This window comes from Paenibacillus sp. Paensp111 (assembly GCF_059492195.1).
Genome location: NZ_CP168527.1, coordinates 3,712,124 through 3,733,521, shown reverse-complemented (window position 1 = coordinate 3,733,521; position 21,398 = coordinate 3,712,124). Strand labels below are relative to the sequence as shown.

General features: G+C 45.7%; 36 protein-coding genes. All 36 read left to right on the top strand.

All coding sequences use genetic code 11. The features are described from left to right. The first annotated feature begins 149 nt into the window (after positions 1–149). Positions 150–401, top strand: coding sequence for a ribosomal L7Ae/L30e/S12e/Gadd45 family protein (locus ACEN86_RS17685; protein ID WP_495631814.1), 252 nt, complete (start codon positions 150–152; stop codon positions 399–401). Positions 402–539: 138 nt separating this feature from the next. Beyond that, a complete protein-coding gene (rpsL, locus tag ACEN86_RS17680) occupies positions 540–959 on the top strand; it encodes a 30S ribosomal protein S12 (protein WP_127200925.1) in 420 nt (139 codons plus the stop codon). Positions 960–1,008: 49 nt separating this feature from the next. After that, positions 1,009–1,479: a 30S ribosomal protein S7 gene (gene rpsG, locus ACEN86_RS17675; protein WP_007432586.1), complete on the top strand. Its 471-nt coding sequence runs from the start codon at positions 1,009–1,011 to the stop codon at positions 1,477–1,479. A 47-nt stretch (positions 1,480–1,526) separates the two neighbouring features. Further along, a complete protein-coding gene (gene fusA / locus ACEN86_RS17670; RefSeq protein ID WP_495631813.1) occupies positions 1,527–3,605 on the top strand; it encodes an elongation factor G in 2,079 nt (692 codons plus the stop codon). Positions 3,606–3,700: 95 nt separating this feature from the next. Further along, the gene (gene tuf, locus ACEN86_RS17665) at positions 3,701–4,891 is read left to right on the top strand and encodes an elongation factor Tu (protein WP_127200927.1); all 1,191 of its coding nucleotides are present in this window, start codon (positions 3,701–3,703) and stop codon (positions 4,889–4,891) included. A gap of 344 nt (positions 4,892–5,235) precedes the next feature. Continuing rightward, positions 5,236–5,544: a 30S ribosomal protein S10 gene (rpsJ, locus tag ACEN86_RS17660; RefSeq protein ID WP_017692074.1), complete on the top strand. Its 309-nt coding sequence runs from the start codon at positions 5,236–5,238 to the stop codon at positions 5,542–5,544. A 44-nt stretch (positions 5,545–5,588) separates the two neighbouring features. Next, entirely contained in the window at positions 5,589–6,212 is a 624-nt protein-coding gene (gene rplC / locus ACEN86_RS17655) for a 50S ribosomal protein L3 (protein ID WP_495631812.1), read from the top strand. A gap of 26 nt (positions 6,213–6,238) precedes the next feature. Continuing rightward, positions 6,239–6,862 carry a 50S ribosomal protein L4 gene (gene rplD, locus ACEN86_RS17650; protein WP_495631811.1) on the top strand — a complete coding sequence of 208 codons (624 nt, stop codon included), beginning with the start codon at positions 6,239–6,241 and terminating at the stop codon, positions 6,860–6,862. Continuing rightward, entirely contained in the window at positions 6,862–7,152 is a 291-nt protein-coding gene (gene rplW / locus ACEN86_RS17645; RefSeq protein WP_495631810.1) for a 50S ribosomal protein L23, read from the top strand. Before rplD ends, rplW begins: the two co-directional genes overlap by 1 nt. A gap of 29 nt (positions 7,153–7,181) precedes the next feature. Then, positions 7,182–8,012: a 50S ribosomal protein L2 gene (gene rplB / locus ACEN86_RS17640; RefSeq protein WP_495631809.1), complete on the top strand. Its 831-nt coding sequence runs from the start codon at positions 7,182–7,184 to the stop codon at positions 8,010–8,012. Between the two features lie 75 nt (positions 8,013–8,087). Beyond that, positions 8,088–8,366, top strand: a complete 279-nt coding sequence (gene rpsS, locus ACEN86_RS17635; protein ID WP_251376319.1) for a 30S ribosomal protein S19 — start codon at positions 8,088–8,090, stop codon at positions 8,364–8,366. A gap of 33 nt (positions 8,367–8,399) precedes the next feature. After that, positions 8,400–8,732, top strand: coding sequence for a 50S ribosomal protein L22 (rplV, locus tag ACEN86_RS17630; protein ID WP_127200933.1), 333 nt, complete (start codon positions 8,400–8,402; stop codon positions 8,730–8,732). A 13-nt stretch (positions 8,733–8,745) separates the two neighbouring features. Continuing rightward, the gene (gene rpsC, locus ACEN86_RS17625; protein WP_127200934.1) at positions 8,746–9,411 is read left to right on the top strand and encodes a 30S ribosomal protein S3; all 666 of its coding nucleotides are present in this window, start codon (positions 8,746–8,748) and stop codon (positions 9,409–9,411) included. A 2-nt stretch (positions 9,412–9,413) separates the two neighbouring features. Continuing rightward, a complete protein-coding gene (gene rplP / locus ACEN86_RS17620; RefSeq protein ID WP_068620409.1) occupies positions 9,414–9,848 on the top strand; it encodes a 50S ribosomal protein L16 in 435 nt (144 codons plus the stop codon). Then, positions 9,838–10,038 carry a 50S ribosomal protein L29 gene (gene rpmC / locus ACEN86_RS17615; protein ID WP_127200935.1) on the top strand — a complete coding sequence of 67 codons (201 nt, stop codon included), beginning with the start codon at positions 9,838–9,840 and terminating at the stop codon, positions 10,036–10,038. Before rplP ends, rpmC begins: the two co-directional genes overlap by 11 nt. A 53-nt stretch (positions 10,039–10,091) precedes the next feature. Next, positions 10,092–10,355, top strand: a complete 264-nt coding sequence (gene rpsQ, locus ACEN86_RS17610) for a 30S ribosomal protein S17 (RefSeq protein WP_127200936.1) — start codon at positions 10,092–10,094, stop codon at positions 10,353–10,355. A 37-nt stretch (positions 10,356–10,392) separates the two neighbouring features. Further along, positions 10,393–10,761 (top strand): 50S ribosomal protein L14, encoded by a 369-nt coding sequence (gene rplN, locus ACEN86_RS17605; protein WP_127200937.1) that lies wholly within the window; start codon positions 10,393–10,395, stop codon positions 10,759–10,761. A 44-nt stretch (positions 10,762–10,805) separates the two neighbouring features. Then, the gene (gene rplX / locus ACEN86_RS17600) at positions 10,806–11,159 is read left to right on the top strand and encodes a 50S ribosomal protein L24 (RefSeq protein ID WP_082927007.1); all 354 of its coding nucleotides are present in this window, start codon (positions 10,806–10,808) and stop codon (positions 11,157–11,159) included. A gap of 32 nt (positions 11,160–11,191) precedes the next feature. Then, on the top strand, positions 11,192–11,734 hold the full coding sequence (rplE, locus tag ACEN86_RS17595) for a 50S ribosomal protein L5 (RefSeq protein WP_127200938.1): 543 nt from the start codon (positions 11,192–11,194) through the stop codon (positions 11,732–11,734). Between the two features lie 45 nt (positions 11,735–11,779). Then, complete coding sequence (locus ACEN86_RS17590) at positions 11,780–11,965, top strand: type Z 30S ribosomal protein S14 (protein WP_009226651.1); 186 nt, start codon at positions 11,780–11,782, stop codon at positions 11,963–11,965. Between the two features lie 31 nt (positions 11,966–11,996). After that, a complete protein-coding gene (gene rpsH / locus ACEN86_RS17585; RefSeq protein WP_127200939.1) occupies positions 11,997–12,395 on the top strand; it encodes a 30S ribosomal protein S8 in 399 nt (132 codons plus the stop codon). Between the two features lie 30 nt (positions 12,396–12,425). Continuing rightward, positions 12,426–12,968, top strand: coding sequence for a 50S ribosomal protein L6 (rplF, locus tag ACEN86_RS17580; protein WP_127200940.1), 543 nt, complete (start codon positions 12,426–12,428; stop codon positions 12,966–12,968). An 80-nt stretch (positions 12,969–13,048) separates the two neighbouring features. Next, positions 13,049–13,417, top strand: a complete 369-nt coding sequence (gene rplR, locus ACEN86_RS17575; RefSeq protein WP_127200941.1) for a 50S ribosomal protein L18 — start codon at positions 13,049–13,051, stop codon at positions 13,415–13,417. A gap of 27 nt (positions 13,418–13,444) precedes the next feature. Further along, a complete protein-coding gene (rpsE, locus tag ACEN86_RS17570; protein WP_127200942.1) occupies positions 13,445–13,942 on the top strand; it encodes a 30S ribosomal protein S5 in 498 nt (165 codons plus the stop codon). A 13-nt stretch (positions 13,943–13,955) separates the two neighbouring features. After that, complete coding sequence (gene rpmD / locus ACEN86_RS17565; RefSeq protein ID WP_127200943.1) at positions 13,956–14,141, top strand: 50S ribosomal protein L30; 186 nt, start codon at positions 13,956–13,958, stop codon at positions 14,139–14,141. 45 nt (positions 14,142–14,186) lie between these two features. Beyond that, a complete protein-coding gene (gene rplO, locus ACEN86_RS17560) occupies positions 14,187–14,627 on the top strand; it encodes a 50S ribosomal protein L15 (protein WP_127200944.1) in 441 nt (146 codons plus the stop codon). Beyond that, a complete protein-coding gene (gene secY / locus ACEN86_RS17555; RefSeq protein ID WP_495631808.1) occupies positions 14,627–15,931 on the top strand; it encodes a preprotein translocase subunit SecY in 1,305 nt (434 codons plus the stop codon). The genes rplO and secY overlap by 1 nt, the downstream gene beginning before the upstream one ends. 91 nt (positions 15,932–16,022) lie before the next feature. Next, entirely contained in the window at positions 16,023–16,667 is a 645-nt protein-coding gene (locus ACEN86_RS17550; RefSeq protein WP_495631807.1) for an adenylate kinase, read from the top strand. Between the two features lie 4 nt (positions 16,668–16,671). Next, positions 16,672–17,424: a type I methionyl aminopeptidase gene (map, locus tag ACEN86_RS17545; protein WP_495631806.1), complete on the top strand. Its 753-nt coding sequence runs from the start codon at positions 16,672–16,674 to the stop codon at positions 17,422–17,424. A 9-nt stretch (positions 17,425–17,433) separates the two neighbouring features. Continuing rightward, positions 17,434–17,742: a hypothetical protein gene (locus tag ACEN86_RS17540; protein ID WP_495631805.1), complete on the top strand. Its 309-nt coding sequence runs from the start codon at positions 17,434–17,436 to the stop codon at positions 17,740–17,742. A 3-nt stretch (positions 17,743–17,745) separates the two neighbouring features. Beyond that, positions 17,746–17,961, top strand: a complete 216-nt coding sequence (gene infA / locus ACEN86_RS17535) for a translation initiation factor IF-1 (RefSeq protein ID WP_028559500.1) — start codon at positions 17,746–17,748, stop codon at positions 17,959–17,961. A 172-nt stretch (positions 17,962–18,133) separates the two neighbouring features. After that, positions 18,134–18,247, top strand: a complete 114-nt coding sequence (gene rpmJ / locus ACEN86_RS17530) for a 50S ribosomal protein L36 (RefSeq protein ID WP_021296640.1) — start codon at positions 18,134–18,136, stop codon at positions 18,245–18,247. A gap of 19 nt (positions 18,248–18,266) precedes the next feature. Then, positions 18,267–18,635 carry a 30S ribosomal protein S13 gene (gene rpsM / locus ACEN86_RS17525; protein ID WP_127200949.1) on the top strand — a complete coding sequence of 123 codons (369 nt, stop codon included), beginning with the start codon at positions 18,267–18,269 and terminating at the stop codon, positions 18,633–18,635. 19 nt (positions 18,636–18,654) lie between these two features. Then, positions 18,655–19,050 (top strand): 30S ribosomal protein S11, encoded by a 396-nt coding sequence (rpsK, locus tag ACEN86_RS17520; protein WP_127200950.1) that lies wholly within the window; start codon positions 18,655–18,657, stop codon positions 19,048–19,050. Positions 19,051–19,181: 131 nt separating this feature from the next. Next, entirely contained in the window at positions 19,182–20,126 is a 945-nt protein-coding gene (locus tag ACEN86_RS17515) for a DNA-directed RNA polymerase subunit alpha (protein ID WP_127200951.1), read from the top strand. A gap of 32 nt (positions 20,127–20,158) precedes the next feature. Next, positions 20,159–20,524, top strand: a complete 366-nt coding sequence (gene rplQ / locus ACEN86_RS17510) for a 50S ribosomal protein L17 (RefSeq protein WP_068620364.1) — start codon at positions 20,159–20,161, stop codon at positions 20,522–20,524. Positions 20,525–21,398 lie beyond the last annotated feature (874 nt).

Sequence of the window (21,398 nt, the reverse complement as noted above, 5' to 3'; positions counted from 1 at the left end):
CGGAGGAGTCCATGTTGTGGATCTAAGCAATATGCGGCTTCTCCGCCGTTATAATTAATATAAACACTTGACATCGCCCAATTCAGATGCTAATATAGTAAAGGTGCGTGAGTAGCGGTAATTCCCTGTATTTTTGGAGGTATCGTAAGATGTCTAATGATAGAGGACTACAGGATGCTCATGTCAAGATCGGTGCCAAGCAAGCTGCGAAGATAGTGGAACTTGGGCAAGCCGAAGAGGTCTATATCGCACAAGATGCAGATCCTCGTGTTACGTCAAAGATCATCGGGCTCTGTAACAAAGCTTCGATCAAGATCACTTATGTCGATACGATGAAAGAACTCGGTAAGGCATGTGGGATTGAAGTTGGAGCAGCGGTGGCTGCGATAGTAAAACAATAATGGTATGAAACGTTTTTGTTTCAGGTGAAAGCTTGGGGCAGAAACTTTCCTTTGTTCTTTTATGAACCGCCTGGGTCTGTGGGCTTAATTAAAAGGTTTGTAAAGACATGAAAAATTGAGGAAGGGGGTGGCAACAACATGCCAACAATTAACCAACTAGTTCGTAAAGGCCGTCAAGCCAAAGTTGAGAAGTCCAAATCACCAGCTCTCCAAAAAGGGTTCAACGCCCTGAAGCGTGAGACTACAGATTTGAGCGCTCCACAAAAACGTGGTGTCTGCACTCGTGTGGGTACTATGACTCCGCGTAAACCGAACTCCGCACTTCGTAAATATGCCCGTGTGCGTTTGACTAACCGTCTGGAGGTTACTGCTTACATTCCAGGTATCGGACACAACTTGCAAGAGCACAGTGTTGTATTGATTCGTGGAGGTAAGGTCAAAGACCTTGCAGGAGTACGTTATCACATCGTTCGCGGTGCTTTGGATACAGCTGGTGTTAACAACCGTATGCAAGCTCGTTCGAAATATGGTGCAAAACGTCCTAAAGTTAAGAAGTAAGAAAGATTGAACAAACTAGAATGAACTATTTCTGAAAGGGGGATAATCAATGCCACGCAAAGGTCCAGTTACAAAAAGAGACGTGTTGCCAGATCCGGTGTATAACAGCAAGCTTGTTACTCGCCTAATCAACCGCATCATGCTCGATGGAAAACGCGGCGTTGCTCAAAGCATTCTATACAATGCGTTCAAACTGATTCAAGAACGCACTGGTAATGACCCAATGGAAGTGTTTGAAGCAGCGATCAAAAATATTATGCCAGTTCTTGAAGTTAAAGCTCGCCGTGTGGGCGGTGCGAACTATCAGGTGCCTATCGAAGTTAAACCGGAAAGACGTACTTCCCTTGGTTTACGTTGGCTCGTGAACTACTCCCGCAATCGCGGAGAGAAGACTATGGAAGAGCGTTTGGCTGCTGAGATCATCGACGCATCCAACAACACCGGCGCTTCTGTTAAGAAACGCGAAGATACGCACAAAATGGCTGAAGCAAACAAAGCGTTTGCACACTATCGTTGGTAGGATAAGGCCTAAACTAATAACTTCATTTTTGAAGGGAGACTTTATTCATGGCAAGAGAGTTCTCCTTGAAAAATACACGTAATATTGGGATCATGGCGCATATTGACGCCGGTAAAACCACGACTACAGAACGGATCTTGTTCTACACAGGCCGTACGCACAAAATCGGTGAGGTTCACGAGGGTGCTGCTACAATGGACTGGATGGAGCAAGAGCAGGAGCGCGGGATCACGATTACGTCCGCCGCTACTACCGCTGCTTGGAAGGGTTACCGCGTTAATATCATCGACACCCCGGGACACGTTGACTTCACAGTTGAAGTTGAACGTTCCCTTCGTGTATTGGACGGGGCAGTAGGCGTTTTCAGTGCGAAGGAAGGCGTAGAGCCTCAGTCTGAAACTGTATGGAGACAGGCTGACCGTTACGGCGTTCCACGGATCGCATATGTTAACAAAATGGATATCATTGGTGCTGACTTCCTGAACGTTGTAAAAGACATGCACGAGCGTCTCCAAGCGAATGCAGTTGCAATTCAACTGCCAATCGGCGCAGAGAATGATTTCATTGGTATCATTGATATCGTTGAAGAAAAAGCTCACATGTTCAAAGACGATCTGGGTCAAGACATCGAAGTGGTTGATGTTCCTGAAGAGTTCAAGGCGCAAGTCGAAGAACTTCGTTCGTTATTGATTGAGAAAGTTGCAGAACTTGATGAAGATCTTACTATGAAATACCTTGAAGGTGAAGAAATCTCTGTTGAGGAGATCAAAGCAGCTCTTCGTAAAGGTGTTGTAGAAGTAAAAATCTTCCCAGTTATCTGTGGTTCCTCTTATCGTAACAAAGGCGTTCAATTGATGTTGGACGCAGTTATTGATTACCTGCCAGCTCCGATTGACGTACCTGACATCAAGGGACACCTTGAAGATGGTACAGAAGCGGTTCGTAAGTCTTCGGATGAAGAAACGTTCTCGGCGCTTGCATTTAAAATCATGACAGACCCTTACGTTGGTAAACTTACGTTCTTCCGCGTATATTCCGGTGTGCTTCAATCCGGATCTTATGTGTTGAATGCAACGAAAGGCAAACGCGAACGTATTGGACGTATCCTTCAGATGCATGCGAACAGCCGTCAAGAGATCAGTGAAGTATATTCTGGTGACATTGCAGCTGCCGTAGGTTTGAAAGATACCGGTACAGGTGATACACTGTGTGATGAGAAGAGTCCAGTTATTCTGGAGTCTATGAACTTCCCTGATCCAGTTATCGAGATCGCCGTTGAACCAAAAACCAAAGCTGACCAAGATAAATTGGGTGTTGCTCTTAGTAAGCTAACAGAAGAGGATCCAACTCTTCGTGCGCATACTAATGAAGAAACAGGTCAAACCATCTTGGCTGGTATGGGAGAGCTTCACTTGGATATTATCATTGACCGTATGCGTCGTGAATTCAAAGTGGAGACAAATGTGGGTGCACCACAAGTTGCTTACCGCGAAACATTCCGCACGCCAGCGCGTGTAGAAGGTAAATTCGTACGTCAATCCGGTGGTCGTGGTCAATACGGTCACGTATGGGTTGAATTCGAACCATTGGAGCCAGGTACTGGTAACCAGTTCGAGAGCAAAGTTGTGGGTGGTTCGGTACCAAGAGAATATATCGGACCTGCACAGCAAGGTATTGAAGAGCAAATGAAAAATGGTGTTATCGCTGGATTCCCACTCGTGGATGTAAAAGCAACTATCGTTGATGGTTCTTACCATGATGTTGACTCCAACGAAATGGCATTTAAAATTGCGGGTTCCATGGCGCTTAAAGCTGCTGCGGAAAAATGTAAGCCAGTTATTCTTGAGCCTGTTATGAAAGTTGAAGTAACAGTGCCTGAAGAGTACATGGGTGACGCAATGGGTATGCTGAACTCCCGTCGTGGCCGTATCGAAGGTATGGATTCCCGCGGTGGAGCTCAAATTATCCGTGCTAAAGTGCCTCTCTCCGAAATGTTTGGATTCTCGACTACTATCCGTTCCGGTACCCAAGGTCGCGGTGTGTTCTCGATGGAACTCTCTCACTATGAGGAAGTACCGAAGTCCATTCAAGAAGAGATTGTTTCTAAAGCAAAAGGTTCAGATTAATTAATTTTCAACTGCTGTTCGGGTGTTTTTCATTAGGGAGACACTCCGCACAGTAAAACATAACAATCCCATATTTTAAGGAGGAACTGTTCAAAATGGCAAAGGCTAAATTCGAACGTACAAAACCGCACGTTAATATCGGTACTATCGGTCACGTCGACCATGGTAAAACAACCCTGACTGCTGCAATCACTACTGTATTGTCCAAAACTTATGGTGGTGCTGCTGTAGCATTCGACCAAATCGATAAAGCTCCAGAAGAGCGCGAGCGCGGTATCACAATCTCAACTGCACACGTTGAGTACGAAACAAACAACCGTCACTATGCACACGTTGACTGCCCAGGTCACGCCGACTATGTTAAAAACATGATCACTGGTGCAGCACAAATGGACGGAGCAATCCTGGTTGTATCCGCAGCTGACGGTCCTATGCCACAAACTCGTGAGCACATCCTGTTGTCCCGCCAAGTAGGCGTGCCTTACATCGTTGTGTTCTTGAACAAATGTGACATGGTTGAAGACGAAGAACTTTTGGAATTGGTTGAAATGGAAGTTCGCGACCTTCTTAACGAATATGAATTCCCTGGTGATGATACTCCAATCACTCGTGGTTCTGCTCGTGAAGCTCTTCAAAACCCTGATGGTGAGTGGGCTAAGAAGATCGTTGAAATGTTCGAAACTATCGACACTTACATTCCACTTCCTGAGCGTCAAACTGACAAGCCTTTCCTTATGCCTGTCGAGGACGTATTCTCCATCACTGGCCGTGGTACAGTTGCAACTGGCCGTGTAGAGCGTGGTACTGTTAAAGTCGGCGAAGAAATCGAAATCGTTGGTATCACTGAAGAAACTAAGAAATCCGTTGTAACAGGCGTTGAGATGTTCCGCAAATTGCTGGATTCCGCTCAAGCTGGTGACAACATTGGTGCACTTCTTCGTGGTGTTGACCGTAACATGATCGAGCGTGGTCAAGTATTGGCTAAGCCGGGTTCTGTTAAGCCTCACACAGAATTCACTGCTCAAATCTACGTGTTGACTAAAGAAGAGGGTGGACGTCACAAGCCATTCTTCACTGGTTACCGTCCACAGTTCTACTTCCGTACAACTGACGTAACAGGCATCATCAACTTGCCTGAAGGTACTGAAATGGTAATGCCTGGTGACAACATCACCGTTACTGTTTCCTTGATCTCCCCAATCGCGATCGAAGAAGGAACTAAGTTCTCCATTCGTGAAGGCGGACGTACAGTAGGTGCCGGTTCCGTAGCAAGCATTCAAAAGTAATTAGGCGCTGATAGCCTGATTGATATAAAGCAACAGTGTGATGTAACGAGTAACAATGTACTGTAACCGAAAGAAGAGAAGGTTCGTCTCTTTGGAGATGAACCTTCTTGTTTTATGTCAGGAGAACATTGGCTCGTTCCCTGCAATTGGAATTTAAAACTTTTTGTATATAAGGCTTGCATTGAGCCTATCTTTTTAATATAATAATATATGTTGTTCTGTGACGTTGCGATGATGTGAGAGGTTACCGACACACCCGGCCCCTTTGCCATGAGGCAGGTGTTTGGAAAATTTTCACGGAGTATGTCCGATAATAAATTGGGCGATAGAAGGAGGGACTAAAAATGGCAAAGCAAAAGATTCGTATTCGTTTGAAAGCTTACGACCATAGAATTCTTGATCAATCCGCTGAGAAAATTGTTGAAACGGCAAAACGTTCGGGTGCTGGTGTATCTGGACCGATTCCACTTCCAACAGAAAAGCAAATCATTACTATTCTCCGTGCGGTACACAAGTACAAGGATTCTCGGGAGCAATTCGAGCAGCGTACTCATAAACGTTTGATCGATATTGTTAATCCGACTCCACAAACTGTGGATGCCTTGATGCGCTTGGATCTACCGTCCGGTGTAGATATCGAAATTAAATTGTAAGTCTAATAAAAGCATTTGATTAGAAAAGGGAATGAGGTGTCAACATGAAAGGTATCTTAGGAAAAAAACTTGGAATGACTCAAGTATTTACCGCTGAAGGTAATGTAATTCCAGTAACCGTTATTGAAGCAGGCCCCAATGTTGTTTTGCAGAAAAAGGATGCAGATAACGATGGTTACGAAGCGGTTCAGCTAGGTTTCTCTGATAAAAAAGAGAGCAGAGCAAACAAACCAGAAGCAGGGCATGCCAAAAAGGCTAACACTGCACCTAAGCGCTACGTTCGCGAAATTCGCGGTATTGATTTGGCAGGATATGAGGTTGGCCAAGAGGTTAAAGCTAATGTCTTCGCTGAGGGCGAATTTGTTGACGTAACAGGTATTTCCAAAGGTAAAGGTTTTGCCGGCGTTATCAAACGTTGGGGACAAAGCCGCGGACCAATGGCTCACGGTTCCCGTTATCATCGTAGACCGGGTTCGATGGGTTCCATTCAAGCAAACCGTGTTCCTAAAGGTAAACACCTGCCAGGACATCTGGGTAACGAGACAGTTACGATTCAAGGACTTGAAATTATCAAGGTCGATGTTGAACGTAACGTATTGCTTGTAAAAGGTTCTATTCCAGGCCCTAAACAAGGCTTCGTGAAAATCAAAGAAACGGTGAAGAAATAATCTTCTGAAGAAAGGAGGAACAATCAATGCCTAAAGTAGCACTTTTTAATGTAAGTGGCAGCCAAGTGGGCGAAGTTGAATTGAATGATGCGGTATTCGGTATCGAACCAAACGTTCATGTTCTTCATGATGCTGTTGTTATGCAGCGTGCATCTCTTCGTCAAGGTACACACAAAGTTAAAGGACGTTCTGAAGTACGCGGCGGTGGTCGTAAGCCTTGGAAACAAAAAGGTACTGGTCGTGCTCGTCAAGGTTCGATCCGTTCACCGCAATGGGTAGGCGGCGGTGTCGTTTTCGGACCAACACCACGTAGCTATGCATTCAAGCTTCCTAAGAAAGTTCGTCGTTTGGCGATCAAATCCGCGCTTTCTTCGAAAGTTGTTGATAACGACATTATCGTACTAGATCAATTGAGCTTTGAAACGCCGAAGACAAAAGAATTCGCAGCTATCCTGAATAACCTGAAAGTAGAACGCAAAGCTTTGATCGTAGGTTCTAGCTATGATGATAAAGTTGCGCTATCTGCACGTAACATTCCAGGTGTGAAGTTCGTAGCAGCTGACGGCATCAATGTTCTTGACGTACTTACGTACGACAAACTGATCATTACGAAAGAAGCAGTTCAGAAGGTAGAGGAGGTGCTCGCGTAATGAAAGATCCTCGTGATGTTATCAAACGTCCAGTGATTACGGAACGTACGGCTGAATACATGGGTGAACAAAAATATGTATTCGAAGTGGATATCCGTGCTAATAAGACTGAGATCAAACAAGCAATTGAAGCGATCTTCAGCGTGAAGGTAAGTAAAGTTAACACTTTGCGTGTTCCTGCGAAGCCTAAACGTTACGGACGTCATTTTGGTTATACACCAGAGTGGAAGAAAGCGTTCGTTACTCTTACGGCAGACAGCAAACCGCTTGAGTTCTTTGAATCGGTATAAGAAATTTCTGAAGATAGGAGGGAACATAAGTGCCAATCAAAAAGTATAAACCGACTTCCCCGGCAAGACGCGCAATGTCCGTGTCTACTTTTGAAGAAATCACTACAAATGTGCCGGAAAAATCCTTGCTTGCACCACTTAGCAAAACTGCTGGTCGTAACAACCAAGGTAAAATTACGGTTCGTCACCACGGTGGTGGACACAAACGTAAATATCGTATTATTGACTTCAAACGGAACAAAGATGGAATACCGGGCCGCGTTGCTACAATCGAGTATGACCCGAACCGTACTTCCAACATTGCTTTGATCCACTATGCAGACGGAGAGAAGCGCTACATTATCGCTCCTAAAGGCTTGAAAGTTGATGACGTTGTAGTATCAGGTCCTACAGCCGATATCAAAATCGGTAACGCACTTCCAATGGAAAACATTCCAGTGGGTTCCGTTATCCACAACATCGAACTTCAACCAGGTAAAGGCGGACAGCTCGTTCGTGCAGCTGGTACTGAAGCTCAACTTCTTGGTAAAGAAGAAAAATATGTCACAGTTCGTCTTTCTTCCGGTGAGGTTCGCAAGCTCCTTAAAGTTTGCCGTGCTACAATCGGTTCCGTAGGGAACGGAGACCACGAGCTTGTGAAAATCGGTAAAGCTGGACGTAATCGCTGGCTCGGACAACGTCCGGAAGTTCGCGGTGTCGTCATGAACCCTAACGATCACCCTCACGGTGGTGGTGAAGGACGCGCTCCTATCGGTCGTAAATCGCCATTGTCACCTTGGGGCAAACCAACCCTTGGCTACAAAACGCGTAAAAAAGGTAAAGCATCTGATAAATACATCGTTCGCCGTCGTACGAAGTAATACGCTTAGGCGCATTACTTCACCGGCTAACGGAATAGAGACTTATGATGGTTTCATGAAGGGAGGATTCAAGCTATGGGTCGCAGTTTGAAAAAAGGGCCATTTATTGATGGCTACCTACTCAAAAAAGTGGATGAAGTGAACGAAAGCAACAAAAAAACCGTGATCAAAACATGGTCCCGCCGTTCTACGATTTTCCCACAATTTATCGGACATACTTTCGGAGTATACGATGGTCGTAAACACGTGCCTGTATATGTTACGGAAGACATGGTAGGACACAAATTGGGTGAATTTGCTCCAACACGTACCTACAAAGGGCATACGGACGACGATAAGAAAACAAGACGTTAAGATGAGTTCTTCGTTTGAGAGGAGGTAACAAACATGGAAGCAAAAGCACATGCAAGATCCATCCGTATTGCTGCTCGTAAGGTTAAACTCGTTGTTGACCTGATCCGCGGCAAGCAAGTGGGTGAAGCCATCGCCATTCTTCGCCATACTCCTAAAGCAGCTTCACCGGTAGTGGAGAAGCTCTTGAACTCGGCGATTGCGAATGCTGAACATAACTATTCTATGGATGTAAATAAATTGGTTATTTCGGAAGTTTTCGTTAACCAAGGTCCGACAATGAAACGTTTCCGTCCACGTGCTATGGGACGTGCAAGCCGGATCAACAAACGCACCAGCCACATTACTTTGGTGGTATCCGAAAAATAAGGAGGGAAAACGTGTGGGCCAAAAGGTAAATCCCGTCGGATTGCGGGTAGGTATTATCCGTGATTGGGAATCTAAATGGTATGCAGGTAAAGATTTTGGTGATCTTCTTATGGAAGACGTTAAAATTCGTGAACACTTAAAAGGCAAATTGAAAGAATCTGCTGTATCTCGTGTTGAAATCGAGAGAGCAGCTAACCGTGTGAATGTAACTATCCACACTGCGAAGCCAGGTATGGTTATCGGTAAAGGCGGTTCTGAAGTTGAGAACATTCGTAACGAAATCACCCAAATCGCAGGCGGTAAAAAAGTTCACATCAATATCTCTGAAATCAAACACCCTGAACTGGATGCAATTCTAGTCGCAGAAAGCATTGCTCAACAATTGGAGCGTCGTGTTTCCTTCCGTCGTGCATTGAAACAAGCGATTCAAAGAACTATGCGTTCCGGCGCTAAAGGGATTAAAACAGCAGTAAGCGGCCGTCTTGGCGGTGCTGAAATTGCTCGTTCAGAAGGCTACAGCGAAGGAACTGTTCCACTTCATACACTTCGTGCTGACATCGACTATGGTACAGCTGAAGCACATACTACTTACGGCCGTATCGGCGTTAAAGTATGGATCTATCGTGGAGAGGTTCTTCCTCCAGCTAAGAAGCAAGCTGCTCAGGAAGGAGGCAACTAATCATGTTGGTACCTAAACGTGTAAAACACCGCAAACAACAACGCGGTAGTTTGAGAGGTCAAGCTAAAGGCGGCACTGAACTTAACTTCGGTGAATACGGCCTGCAAGCAACTGAGCCATCTTGGATTACGAACCGTCAGATCGAAGCGGCTCGTATTGCCATGACGCGTTACATCAAACGTGGTGGTAAAGTATGGATTAAGATTTTCCCTGATAAGCCAATTACTCAAAAGCCTCTTGAGGTTCGTATGGGTAGTGGTAAAGGTAACGTTGAGAAATGGGTTGCAGTTGTGAAACCAGGTAAGATCATGTTTGAACTTGCTGGTGTATCGGAGGAAATCGCACGCGAAGCGATGCGTCTTGCCGCTCACAAACTGCCTGTAAAAACTAAGTTTGTGAAACGTGAAGAATTGGGTGGTGAAGCAAATGAAAGCTAATGAACTTCGCAACTTAACCACTGTTGAGATAGAACAAAAAATCACTGGATTCAAAGAAGAACTCTTCAACCTGCGTTTTCAACTGGCTACTGGCCAGCTTGACAACCCAACTCGAATCCGTGATGTGCGTAAGGATATAGCTCGTGCTAAAACCATTTTACATGAGAGAGCACTTGGCATAACTAGCTAATTATCAAAGTGCAGCTTCAATAGCAGTGCTTGAAATCAGGAAGGAGGCTAACCATGAGCGAACGTAATACTCGTAAAGTTCAAATTGGTAAAGTCGTCAGCGACAAAATGGATAAAACCATCGTAGTAGCTGTTGAAACCTACAAAAAGCATGATTTGTACCATAAACGCATTAAGCATACTAAGAAATTCAAAGCGCATGATGAGAACAATACAGCGAAAATTGGTGACACTGTGAAAATCACAGAAACTCGCCCGCTTTCCAAAGATAAACGCTGGAGACTGACTGAAGTCGTAGAACAAGCGGTTATTATCTAATTGAACTCGTTAGTGAAGTCGAAAGGAGGAAATTAGAATGATTCAACCATTTACACGATTGCACGTTGCTGATAACTCTGGAGCGAAGGAATTGATGTGTATCCGCGTTCTGGGTGGTACAGGTCGTCGTACTGCTCAAATCGGTGACTTGATCGTCTGCTCGGTGAAACAAGCAACACCAGGCGGCGTTGTCAAAAAGGGTGATGTAGTAAGAGCGGTAGTAGTTCGCACTAAGCGTTCTGTTCGCCGTAAAGACGGTTCTTACATCGCTTTCGATGAGAATGCAGCTGTAGTAGTGAAAGATGACAAGAGCCCACGTGGTACTCGTATTTTCGGACCTGTTGCTCGCGAACTTCGTGATAGAGATTTCATGAAAATCGTTTCCTTGGCTCCGGAAGTTATCTAAATAAAGTTAGTCCCTTATATCCATGCAACCGGGAGGTGTAACAAATGCCTAGATTGAAAAAGATTCTGGAGTCTCACAACAATAAACTGCACGTCAAAAAAGACGATACGGTTATCGTGATCAGTGGTAAAGATAAAGGCAAAAAAGGCCGTGTCATCGCTGCTTATCCTCGTGAGAACCGTGTGCTTGTGGAAGGCGTGAATATGGTTAAGAAACACCAAAAGCCAAATCAACTCAACCCACAAGGCGGAATTATTGAACAAGAAGCTCCGATTCACGCATCGAACGTTATGCATGTCGATCCAAAGAGCGGAAAAGTAACTCGTATCGGTTACAAAGTATTGGATAACGGCAAAAAAGTTCGTGTAGCTAAGAAGTCCGGAGAAGTGATCGACTAATCCAGCATTGAATGAAAGGAGGTCCATGATTCATGGCAGCAAGATTGAAAGAACGTTATTTGAATGAAGTGTCCCCAGCTTTGGTTCAAAAGTTTAACTATACAACTGTTATGCAAGTGCCAAAAATCGAGAAGGTAGTTATCAACATGGGTGTTGGTGACGCTGTATCCAACTCGAAAGTACTTGATTCTGCAGTGAATGATCTTCAGTTGATCTCTGGTCAAAAGCCAGTAATCACTCGTGCGAAGAAATCCATTGCCGGATTTAAACTTCGTGAGAACATGCCAATCGGTGTGAAAGTAACACTTCGCGGTGAGCGTATGTACTACTTCCTCGACAAGCTGTTCAATGTAACACTTCCACGTGTACGTGACTTCCACGGTGTATCAAACAAAGCGTTTGACGGACGTGGTAACTACACACTCGGCCTCAAGGAACAATTGATCTTCCCTGAGATCGAATATGATAAAGTTGACAAAGTGCGCGGTATGGATATCGTTATCGTAACTACGGCTAAAACTGATGAAGAGTCCCGCGAATTGCTGACTCAACTCGGAATGCCTTTTGTAAAGTAAGGAAAAATTCGATTCTTGGAATCGATTCGGGAGGTGTCAGGCTAAGTGGCAAAAACTTCAATGAAAGTTAAACAACAACGCACACCTAAGTTTAAAGTACGTGCATACACACGTTGCGAGCGTTGTGGTCGTCCACATTCGGTGCTGCAAAAATATAAAATCTGCAGAATTTGTTTCCGTGAATTAGCTTATAAAGGCCAGATCCCTGGCGTGAAAAAAGCAAGCTGGTAAACAATCAACAACGGGAAGGAGGTTTACACGAATGACTATGTCAGATCCAATTGCTGATATGCTTACACGTATTCGTAACGCGAATGTAGTGCGTCACGAAACTGTGGAAATGCCTGCATCCACGATCAAAAAACAAATCGCTGAAATCTTGAAGCGTGAAGGTTTTATCCGTGATGCAGAATATATCGATGACAATAAACAAGGGATTATCCGCATTTTCTTGAAATACGGATCCAATAACGAGCGTGTTATTTCCGGATTGAAAAGAATTAGTAAGCCTGGCCTTCGCGTGTATACGAAGAGCAATGAAGTTCCTCGTGTCCTCGGCGGTTTGGGTATTGCGATCATCTCCACATCCAAGGGAGTTATGACCGACAAAGAAGCTCGTCAATCCAAAGCTGGCGGCGAAGTTGTCTGCTACGTTTGGTAATTAAAGTCACAAAACAAGGAGGTGCAGCAAATGTCTCGTATTGGTCGCAAACCAATAAATGTACCAAGTGGTGTTGATATCAAAGTTGATAACACCGTAATTACGGTAAAAGGACCTAAAGGTACTTTGACTCGTGAACTTCACAAGGACATGAAAGTAACTGTGGAAGAGAACCAAATCACAGTTGAACGTCCTTCCGATAATAAACTTCACCGTTCCCTTCATGGCACAACGCGTAGCGTTGTTAGCAACATGGTGAGCGGCGTAACCGACGGTTTCTCTAAGAACCTTGAATTGGTTGGGGTTGGATACCGTGCAAGCAAATCTGGCGACAAGATCGTCCTGAACGTGGGTTACTCCCACCCGGTTGAAATCTCTCCGGAACCAGGCATCGAATTTGAAGTTCCTGCTAACACAAAGATCATCGTTAAAGGAATCGATAAAGAGCGCGTAGGTGCATACGCTGCTAAAATCCGTTCCGTACGCGAACCAGAACCTTATAAAGGTAAAGGGATCAAGTATGAAGGCGAACGTATTATTCGTAAAGAAGGTAAAGCTGGTAAGAAGAAGTAAGCTTCTTAACTCAGTTAACCCGATTGCGGCTTGAATTGAAACAGCTTGTATGGTAAACCGAAGGGAGTGAAATGGAAGTCATGATTACAAAAGCGGATAAAAACAAAGCGCGTCTGAAAAGACACCTGCGTGTGCGTAAAAAAATCCAAGGAACGGCTGAACGTCCAAGACTTAACGTATACCGTTCTTCCAAACATATCTATGCTCAACTGATCGATGACGTAGCAGGCGTAACTCTTGTGTCTGCTTCTACTGTTGATAAAGAGCTTAGCGCTAATGTTAAAAATGGCGGTAGTGTTGAGTCTGCTCGTCAAGTTGGAGAACTCATCGCTAAGCGCGCTCAAGATAAAAACGTTAAAAATGTGGTATTCGACCGCGGAGGTTACTTGTACCATGGACGGATTCAAGCTTTGGCTGATGCGGCTCGTGAAGCTGGACTTGAATTCTAAGACTATTTCTAAAAGGAGGTTAACGACTTGCGTGTAGATCCTAACGCTTTAGAACTGACTGAAAGAGTTGTAAATATTAATCGTGTAGCTAAAGTTGTAAAGGGCGGACGTCGTTTTAGTTTCAGCGCACTAGTAGTTGTCGGTGACGGCAATGGCTGGGTTGGTGCTGGTATCGGTAAAGCAGGCGAAGTTCCAGATGCAATTCGCAAAGGTATTGAAGATGCGAAGAAGAATCTGGTACACGTTCCCCTGGTTGGAACGACTATCCCTCACCTTGTGACCGGACACTTTGGTGCCGGCCGCGTTCTCTTGAAGCCGGCATCGGAAGGTACCGGAGTTATCGCTGGCGGACCAGTTCGTGCAGTTCTTGAACTTGCTGGTGTAGGCGACATTTTGACAAAATCCCTAGGTTCTTCGAATTCCATGAACATGGTCAACGCGACTTTGGAGGGCTTGTCCCGTCTGAAGCGTGCTGAAGATGTTGCGAAATTGCGCGGCAAAACCGTCGAAGAACTTCTCGGTTAAGGAGGGAATCTAAATGGCAAAACTTCAAATTACCCTCGTACGGAGTTTGATTGGCCGTCCAGAAGACCAACGTACAACCGTTAACACTTTGGGACTTCGCAAAATCAATCAACAAGTAGTTCACAATGACAACGCAGCTATTCGTGGCATGGTTAACAAAGTGACTCACTTGGTATCTGTACAAGAAATTCAAGACTAAGACATATAGATTCAGCTTACAATTATGAAGGAGGTGCAACGAACGATGAAGTTACATGAGCTTTCCCCAGCTCCTGGTTCCCGCAAAGAGCGCAAGCGCGTAGGACGCGGTACCAGCAGCGGTATGGGTAAAACATCTGGACGTGGTCACAAAGGTCAAAACGCTCGTTCCGGCGGTGGTGTTCGCCCGGGCTTCGAAGGCGGACAAAACCCGCTCTATCGTCGCTTGCCAAAACGTGGTTTTGTTAACCCAACCCGTAAAGAGTATGCGATTGTGAACATCGAGGAACTTAACAACTTTGCGGCTGATACAGAAGTTACTCCTGAACTGTTGTTTGAACAAGGGATCGTTAAGAACGCGAAAAGCGGAATTAAGATTCTTGGCAACGGTGAAGTTACGGTCAAATTGTCTGTAAAAGCAAATAAGTTCTCTCAATCTGCGGTAGAGAAGATCGAGGCTGCCGGCGGTAAAACCGAGGTGATCTAATGTTTAAAACCCTCAAGAATATATGGAATGTGAAGGACTTACGCAACCGGATTTTGTTTACACTGTTTATTTTCTTGATCTACCGGATTGGTACCTTTGTACCGGTACCGGGTGTTAACACAGATGTGTTCACGGCAACAAATCAAGCAGGTAATGCATTGTTCGGCCTCCTGAACACGTTCTCGGGCGGCGCATTGAAACAATTCTCAATTCTGGCGCTCGGGATCTATCCATATATCACGGCTTCCATCATCGTTCAGCTCTTGTCTATGGATGTCGTTCCGAAGTTAGCGGAATGGGCCAAACAGGGTGAGATGGGGAAAAAGAAATCAGCTCAGCTTACGCGTTACTTAACGATTGTGCTAGGTCTGATTCAAGCCTTTGCAATGTCGATCGGATTCAACCGGATCTATGGCACACAAATGGTTCCAAATGCTACATTTGCGGACTATGCCTTGATTGCCATCGTGCTTACAGCAGGAACTGCATTCCTGATGTGGCTGGGTGAGCAAATCACAGAGAAGGGAATCGGTAATGGTATTTCGCTGATTATCTTCGCGAGTATCATTGCAGGTATTCCAGGTCACATTCAAAGCTTGGTTAACTCTGATTTCATTGCAGAAGGGCAAACCTTCTTGAATATTGCTAAATTCATAATCATCGCTCTGGTAGTAATACTGATTATTGTCGGTGTTATCTACATTCAGCAGGCGATCCGCAAGATCCCGGTACAATATGCAAAACGGGTTGTAGGCAACAAGATGTACGGTGGACAAAACACGCATATCCCATTGAAGATCAATGCGGCTGGCGTTATTCCTGTTATCTTTGCTGTATCCCTTCTTCAGTTCCCAACGATTATCGCTGGTTTCTGGTCTACGCATAAATGGGCTCAGTGGATTATCGACAATTTCTCGATGCAGAAAGCTGCACCTCTTGCTATGGTGCTGTATGTCATAATGATTATTGGTTTCACGTTCTTCTACACCTTTGTTCAAATGAATCCGACTCAAATGGCGGACCAAATGAAGAAGAACGGAGGCTATATTCCGGGAGTTCGTCCAGGAAAAACAACGGCCACTTACCTCACTCGTGTTATGACACGTTTGACAATGACCGGTGCAATCTTCCTGGCACTCATTTCACTACTTCCGATAGCCTTGGGCTCTTGGGCTGGACTACCTAGCTCAATTCAAATTGGAGGTACATCCCTTCTAATCGTGGTCGGCGTTGCGCTGGATACGATGAAGACGATCGAAAGCCAATTGATGAAGCGCCATTACAAAGGGTTTATTAATAAGTAGGCGATAGGTTCCGGCCGGGCTCTTCTAGACTCGAACCGGCACCTATTGTTATGTTCTTGCACTCAAGCTATTTTTGGAGGGAGTGGCAGACGTGAACATTTTAATTATGGGGCCTCCTGGGGCAGGAAAAGGAACACAAGCAGAAGTCATTATCGGTGAATTCGGCATTCCTCACATTTCAACAGGCGATGCATTTCGTCTAGCGATCAAACAAGGAACTCCCGTTGGGATTAAAGCTAAAGAATACATCGATCAGGGCCTGTTGGTACCAGATGATGTGACAGTTGGCATCGTTCGTGAGCGTCTTCAGCAGTCCGATTGCGAAAAAGGTTTTTTACTGGATGGTTTTCCAAGAACCCTTTCGCAAGCGGAAGCGCTGGATCAACTGCTTACGGAACTCGGTCGCAAACTGGATCATGTTGTCAACCTGAAGGTAGATCGTGATAAGCTGCTGGCGCGTCTTACAGGACGTCGCATTTGCAAATCTTGCGGCTCTACCTATCATGTGGTCTTTAATCCTCCTAAACAGGAAGGTGTATGTGATAAATGCGGCGGTGAGCTGTATCAGCGCTCCGATGATAACGAAGAGAGCGTAGGTACAAGACTGGACGAATATATCACCAAAACTGCACCGCTCCTTAACTTTTATGAACAGCAAGGTTTGCTTCGCGAAGTCGATGGTGAACTGGAAATCGATACGGTATCCAAAGAAATCGTATCTTTACTGAGAGGTTAGCTGAATGATCATTTGTAAATCCGAAACGGAACTTGGCTTTATGAGAGAAGCAGGGCGGATCGTTGCGGAAACGCACCGGATCTTGGCACAAGCGATCGAGCCCGGTATTACGACGGGAGAACTTGATCAAATCGCTGACAAGTACATTCGGAGTCAAAATGCAGTGCCATCTTTTAAAAACTATAATGGTTTCCCTTACAGCATATGCGCTTCGACTAACGAAGAGCTGGTTCATGGATTCCCCGGCAAGCGTAAATTAAACGAAGGCGACATCATCAGTCTTGACATCGGAGCGGAGTATAAGGGTTACCATGGTGACTCGGCTTGGACTTATCCAGTAGGTAAAATTACTGATGAAGTTCAAAAGCTTCTTGATGTAACAGAGCGTTCCCTGTATGCCGGTCTTGAGCTTGTCAAACCGGATGTCCGCTTATTTACAATATCGCATGCGATTCAAAAAGTTATTGAGGATGCAGGCTTTTCTGTTGTCAGAGAGTATGTAGGTCATGGGATTGGAGCCAAGCTCCATGAAGAACCTCAGATTCCAAACTACGGAGTTCCCGATCGCGGTCCTAGGCTTAAACCTGGGATGGTGCTTGCAATAGAACCGATGGTCAATATCGGAAAGCGTTATGTCAAGACGCTGGAAGATAATTGGACGGTTGTCACGGTTGATGGTTCCTGGTGCGCTCACTTTGAGCATACAGTGGCTGTCACAGCTGATGGCCTCGAAATTCTTACGAAACTGAATGCGTAGGTGATCCTTTTGACACACCGCACAGACCCGCAGATCGGTCAAATCGCAAGAATTCTCAAAGGCAAAGATGCTGGAGGGATCGGAGTTGTTGTTGAGCTTCTGGATGACAAGTTTGTCCGGATCGCTGATGGTAACAAACGAAAGTTTGATCAGGCAAAACGGAAGAACATTCAGCATTTAGAATTTCTGGACTTGATTAGCAGCGAAGTTGTTAATAGTTTAAATGAAAGTGGTCGGGTAACGAACGGCAAATTGCGTCATGCAATAAGCACGTTTGTCCAATTCACCGAAACCAAAGCTGAAGAGAAAGGAGACTGACTTATGGCTAAAGAAGATGTCATTGAAGTTGAAGGAACGGTAATTGAGCCGTTGCCGAATGCTACTTTTAAGGTTGAGCTTGAGAACGGTCATCAGATTCTTGCTCACGTTTCTGGTAAGCTGCGGATGCACTTTATCCGTATTCTGACAGGGGACAAAGTGGTTATACAGTTATCACCTTATGATTTGACTAAGGGCCGTATAACTTACCGTAAATAGATTCCATACCGCATGAGTATAGTTTCGTGGTATGATAGCAAAGTTGGGTTTTATTAATGTGAATTAATGTAAACCATGTTAACAACTTTGGAGGTGGGTTCTGCTTGTCAGAACCAGCCGTATGCTTTCGAAATTAGTTTTACTCAGGTAAAACTTTTAGGAGGTAATTGATATGAAGGTAAGACCTTCTGTAAAGCCAATTTGCGAAAAATGCAAAGTCATTCGTCGTAAAGGCAATGTAATGGTTATTTGCGAAAATCCGAAACACAAACAAAGACAAGGTTAAGAAGGGGGTGTAGCGTAAAATGGCTCGTATAGCTGGTGTGGATTTGCCACGTGATAAACGCGTTGAGATCGCCTTGACTTACATTTTCGGAATCGGTAAAACGACTTCCCAGAAAATTTTGAGCACAACAGGCATCAGCCCGAACACTCGCGTTCGGGATTTGACAGAAGACGAAGTAAGCAAACTCCGGGAATCTATCGACAAAACGGTTAAGGTTGAAGGTGACCTGCGTCGTGAAATTTCTTTAAATATTAAACGTCTCATCGAGATCGGTTGCTACCGCGGTGTTCGTCACCGTCGTGGATTGCCGGTTCGTGGACAACGTACTAAAACGAATGCCCGTACTCGTAAGGGACCTCGTCGTACTGTAGCGAACAAGAAGAAATAAGAAGGAGGGATAACAGACAATGGCTAAACCGAAAAAAGTCGTACGTACTAAACGTCGTGACCGTAAAAATATCGAATCTGGCGTGGCGCACATTCGCTCCACATTCAACAATACGATCGTTACTATTACGGATCCACACGGTAACGCGATCTCTTGGGCAAGTTCTGGTGGTCAAGGGTTCAAAGGTTCCCGTAAATCGACTCCTTTTGCCGCTCAAATGGCTGCGGAAACCGCTGCTAAAGCTGCAATGGAGCATGGAATGAAGTCCGTTGAAGTCATGGTTAAAGGTCCTGGCGCTGGCCGCGAAGCTGCAATCCGCTCGCTTCAAGCTGCAGGACTCGAAGTTAACATGATTAAAGACGTTACTCCAGTGCCGCATAATGGATGCCGTCCTCCAAAACGTCGTCGTGTCTAATGAAGTCAACCTCTAGTGTGGTATAACCCCATCGCAACTTGGTAAGAATGGTTGTTTAGGCATACTACATGATAGACTCACAAAAAGGTGACAGTTTCAGAAGAAACGACGTTTCGAAGGAGGGTATTGCAGTGATAGAAATCGAAAAGCCAAAAATTGAGACCGTAGACGTTAACGTGGAAGGCACCTATGGTAAATTTATAGTGGAACCACTTGAGCGTGGATATGGAACAACTCTCGGCAACTCATTACGCCGGATTTTGCTCTCCTCGCTTCCAGGTGCAGCGGTAACCTCGGTTCAAATCGATGGTGTTCTGCATGAGTTCGCTACGATCCCAGGTGTTATGGAAGACGTTACGGAAATCATTCTGAACTTGAAGGCTCTTTCCCTGAAGATTCATTCTGACGAGGAGAAAGTTCTCGAGATTGATGCTGATGGCGATGGAGCAATCACTGCAGGTGATATCCGTGCAGATAGTGATGTGGAGATTCTGAATCCAGAACTTCACATTGCGACCCTGGCACCGGGTTCCAGACTCCACATGCGTATCTTTGCCAATCGTGGCCGTGGTTATGTTCAAGCAGATAAGAACAAACGCGACGATCAACCGATTGGTGTGATACCTGTTGATTCTATCTATACTCCGATTTCCCGTGTCAATTACTCCATTGAGAACACACGTGTTGGTCAAGTAACCAACTATGACAAGCTTACGCTTGAAGTGTGGACGGATGGAAGTATTAGACCGGAAGAAGCGGTTAGTCTCGGTGCTAAGATTTTGACCGAGCACCTTTTCTTGTTCGTGGGCCTCACGGACGAAGCGAAGGACGCTGAAATCATGGTTGAGAAAGAAGAAGACAAAAAAGAAAAAGTGCTTGAAATGACGATAGAAGAGCTTGATCTTTCCGTTCGTTCTTATAACTGCCTCAAACGTGCTGGTATTAACACAGTACAAGAGCTGACTACGAAGACTGAAGAAGATATGATGAAGGTTCGTAACCTGGGCCGCAAATCTTTGGAAGAAGTTCAAGAGAAGCTCGAGGAACTCGGTTTGGGACTCCGTACAGAAGAATAGCCTGCTAACGTTTAGCAAAGGAGGGGAAAAACATGGCTTATCAAAAATTGGGACGTGATTCCAGCGCTCGTAAAGCATTGTTCCGTGACTTGGTAACAGATTTGTTCTTGTATGAACGTATCCAAACTACCGAAGCAAAAGCGAAAGAAGTTCGCTCTATTGCGGAGAAATTGATTACGAAAGCAAAACGTGGTGACTTGCACGCTCGTCGTCAAGTAGCTGCATTTGTACGCCGCGAATCCGTTGATGGTGAACAGGATGCAATCCAAAAACTGTTCTCGGAAATCGCAACTCGTTACTCTGAGCGTCCAGGCGGATACACTCGTATCCTGAAACTGGGACCTCGTCGTGGTGACGGCGCACCTATGGTTTACTTGGAACTGGTAGACCGCGCATAATGTTGAGCTTACCCCCTAAATCCCCCTTGTAAGGGGGACCCCAAAGGGCGGCAGCCCTCTGGACACCCGCAAGTTTCTTGTGGATGGATAAGGGATACTCATAGAGAGCGACTTTCGCGGTGGAGCCCGGCTCAATCCCGCGGCTTTCAGCCCCGGGCGAGCCTTCTGGTTTGCGCGGGGTTTGCTCTATTATAGAGCTGCTCCTATGTTGTACAAGTATAGCTCCGAAGCTAAGTTACTCTCTGTCAGCGGGCCCTACGGACCCGACTTCCAGAGAGTTTTAGTTTGTCTGGGGCTATTCATGGAAGCAGGGCACCTCCCGGTCAGCGGGCCCTGCGGACCCGACTTCCCAAGGGGCAAATCTTGGGGGTGAGTTCAGGGGAGCGTGTGGCTCCCTGATCAGCGTGGCTTACCGGCCACGACCTGCAGGAGCAATCTTCGTGGGCTATTCTGGGAAGCGGATCACCTCCCGGTCAGCGCGTCCTGCGGACCCGACCTCCCGAGGGATAGACCCTGCAGGTGGATTCGAAGAAGTGGAGCGGGTCCCGGAGGGACGGCAAGCGGCTCGCTGCACCATGCAGCTCTTTCACGCGCTAATAAGCCTCCCTCCGCCACAATTCAGCTTGTAACTATGCACCACCAACCCAAGCGGGTCCCCGTAGGGGACGACAAGCGAATCCAAGCACGCACTCGCCAAAAACCATCTCTATTGCTCTTAAGTCACTCACCAGGGTGTCCAGAGGGCAGAGTCCTTGGGGCCCTCCCTTAGGCAAGGGAGGGTTTGGGAGGGTTGTGAAAATAGGTTTTAAGGATCACCATCCTTTAATAGGTGTCCAGAGGGCGCAGCCCTTTGGAATCCCCCCTTGGGGGACTA

What these genes read in the sequence shown, in the direction of transcription:
- fusA (WP_495631813.1), top strand. Translation starts at nt 1,527, where the DNA reads ATGGCAAGAGAGTTCTCCTTGAAAAATACACGTAATATTGGGATCATG.
- rpsS (WP_251376319.1), top strand. Translation starts at nt 8,088, where the DNA reads ATGGGTCGCAGTTTGAAAAAAGGGCCATTTATTGATGGCTACCTACTC.
- rplW (WP_495631810.1), top strand. Translation starts at nt 6,862, where the DNA reads ATGAAAGATCCTCGTGATGTTATCAAACGTCCAGTGATTACGGAACGT.
- secY (WP_495631808.1), top strand. Translation starts at nt 14,627, where the DNA reads ATGTTTAAAACCCTCAAGAATATATGGAATGTGAAGGACTTACGCAAC.
- rplX (WP_082927007.1), top strand. Translation starts at nt 10,806, where the DNA reads ATGCCTAGATTGAAAAAGATTCTGGAGTCTCACAACAATAAACTGCAC.
- rpmD (WP_127200943.1), top strand. Translation starts at nt 13,956, where the DNA reads ATGGCAAAACTTCAAATTACCCTCGTACGGAGTTTGATTGGCCGTCCA.
- ACEN86_RS17685 (WP_495631814.1), top strand. Translation starts at nt 150, where the DNA reads ATGTCTAATGATAGAGGACTACAGGATGCTCATGTCAAGATCGGTGCC.
- rpsJ (WP_017692074.1), top strand. Translation starts at nt 5,236, where the DNA reads ATGGCAAAGCAAAAGATTCGTATTCGTTTGAAAGCTTACGACCATAGA.
- infA (WP_028559500.1), top strand. Translation starts at nt 17,746, where the DNA reads ATGGCTAAAGAAGATGTCATTGAAGTTGAAGGAACGGTAATTGAGCCG.
- rplD (WP_495631811.1), top strand. Translation starts at nt 6,239, where the DNA reads ATGCCTAAAGTAGCACTTTTTAATGTAAGTGGCAGCCAAGTGGGCGAA.
- rplE (WP_127200938.1), top strand. Translation starts at nt 11,192, where the DNA reads ATGGCAGCAAGATTGAAAGAACGTTATTTGAATGAAGTGTCCCCAGCT.
- rplQ (WP_068620364.1), top strand. Translation starts at nt 20,159, where the DNA reads ATGGCTTATCAAAAATTGGGACGTGATTCCAGCGCTCGTAAAGCATTG.
- rpsM (WP_127200949.1), top strand. Translation starts at nt 18,267, where the DNA reads ATGGCTCGTATAGCTGGTGTGGATTTGCCACGTGATAAACGCGTTGAG.
- rpmJ (WP_021296640.1), top strand. Translation starts at nt 18,134, where the DNA reads ATGAAGGTAAGACCTTCTGTAAAGCCAATTTGCGAAAAATGCAAAGTC.
- rpsL (WP_127200925.1), top strand. Translation starts at nt 540, where the DNA reads ATGCCAACAATTAACCAACTAGTTCGTAAAGGCCGTCAAGCCAAAGTT.
- rpsH (WP_127200939.1), top strand. Translation starts at nt 11,997, where the DNA reads ATGACTATGTCAGATCCAATTGCTGATATGCTTACACGTATTCGTAAC.
- rplO (WP_127200944.1), top strand. Translation starts at nt 14,187, where the DNA reads ATGAAGTTACATGAGCTTTCCCCAGCTCCTGGTTCCCGCAAAGAGCGC.
- map (WP_495631806.1), top strand. Translation starts at nt 16,672, where the DNA reads ATGATCATTTGTAAATCCGAAACGGAACTTGGCTTTATGAGAGAAGCA.
- rplC (WP_495631812.1), top strand. Translation starts at nt 5,589, where the DNA reads ATGAAAGGTATCTTAGGAAAAAAACTTGGAATGACTCAAGTATTTACC.
- tuf (WP_127200927.1), top strand. Translation starts at nt 3,701, where the DNA reads ATGGCAAAGGCTAAATTCGAACGTACAAAACCGCACGTTAATATCGGT.
- rplN (WP_127200937.1), top strand. Translation starts at nt 10,393, where the DNA reads ATGATTCAACCATTTACACGATTGCACGTTGCTGATAACTCTGGAGCG.
- rpsQ (WP_127200936.1), top strand. Translation starts at nt 10,092, where the DNA reads ATGAGCGAACGTAATACTCGTAAAGTTCAAATTGGTAAAGTCGTCAGC.
- rpsK (WP_127200950.1), top strand. Translation starts at nt 18,655, where the DNA reads ATGGCTAAACCGAAAAAAGTCGTACGTACTAAACGTCGTGACCGTAAA.
- rplF (WP_127200940.1), top strand. Translation starts at nt 12,426, where the DNA reads ATGTCTCGTATTGGTCGCAAACCAATAAATGTACCAAGTGGTGTTGAT.
- rplP (WP_068620409.1), top strand. Translation starts at nt 9,414, where the DNA reads ATGTTGGTACCTAAACGTGTAAAACACCGCAAACAACAACGCGGTAGT.
- rplV (WP_127200933.1), top strand. Translation starts at nt 8,400, where the DNA reads ATGGAAGCAAAAGCACATGCAAGATCCATCCGTATTGCTGCTCGTAAG.
- rplR (WP_127200941.1), top strand. Translation starts at nt 13,049, where the DNA reads ATGATTACAAAAGCGGATAAAAACAAAGCGCGTCTGAAAAGACACCTG.
- rpmC (WP_127200935.1), top strand. Translation starts at nt 9,838, where the DNA reads ATGAAAGCTAATGAACTTCGCAACTTAACCACTGTTGAGATAGAACAA.
- rpsG (WP_007432586.1), top strand. Translation starts at nt 1,009, where the DNA reads ATGCCACGCAAAGGTCCAGTTACAAAAAGAGACGTGTTGCCAGATCCG.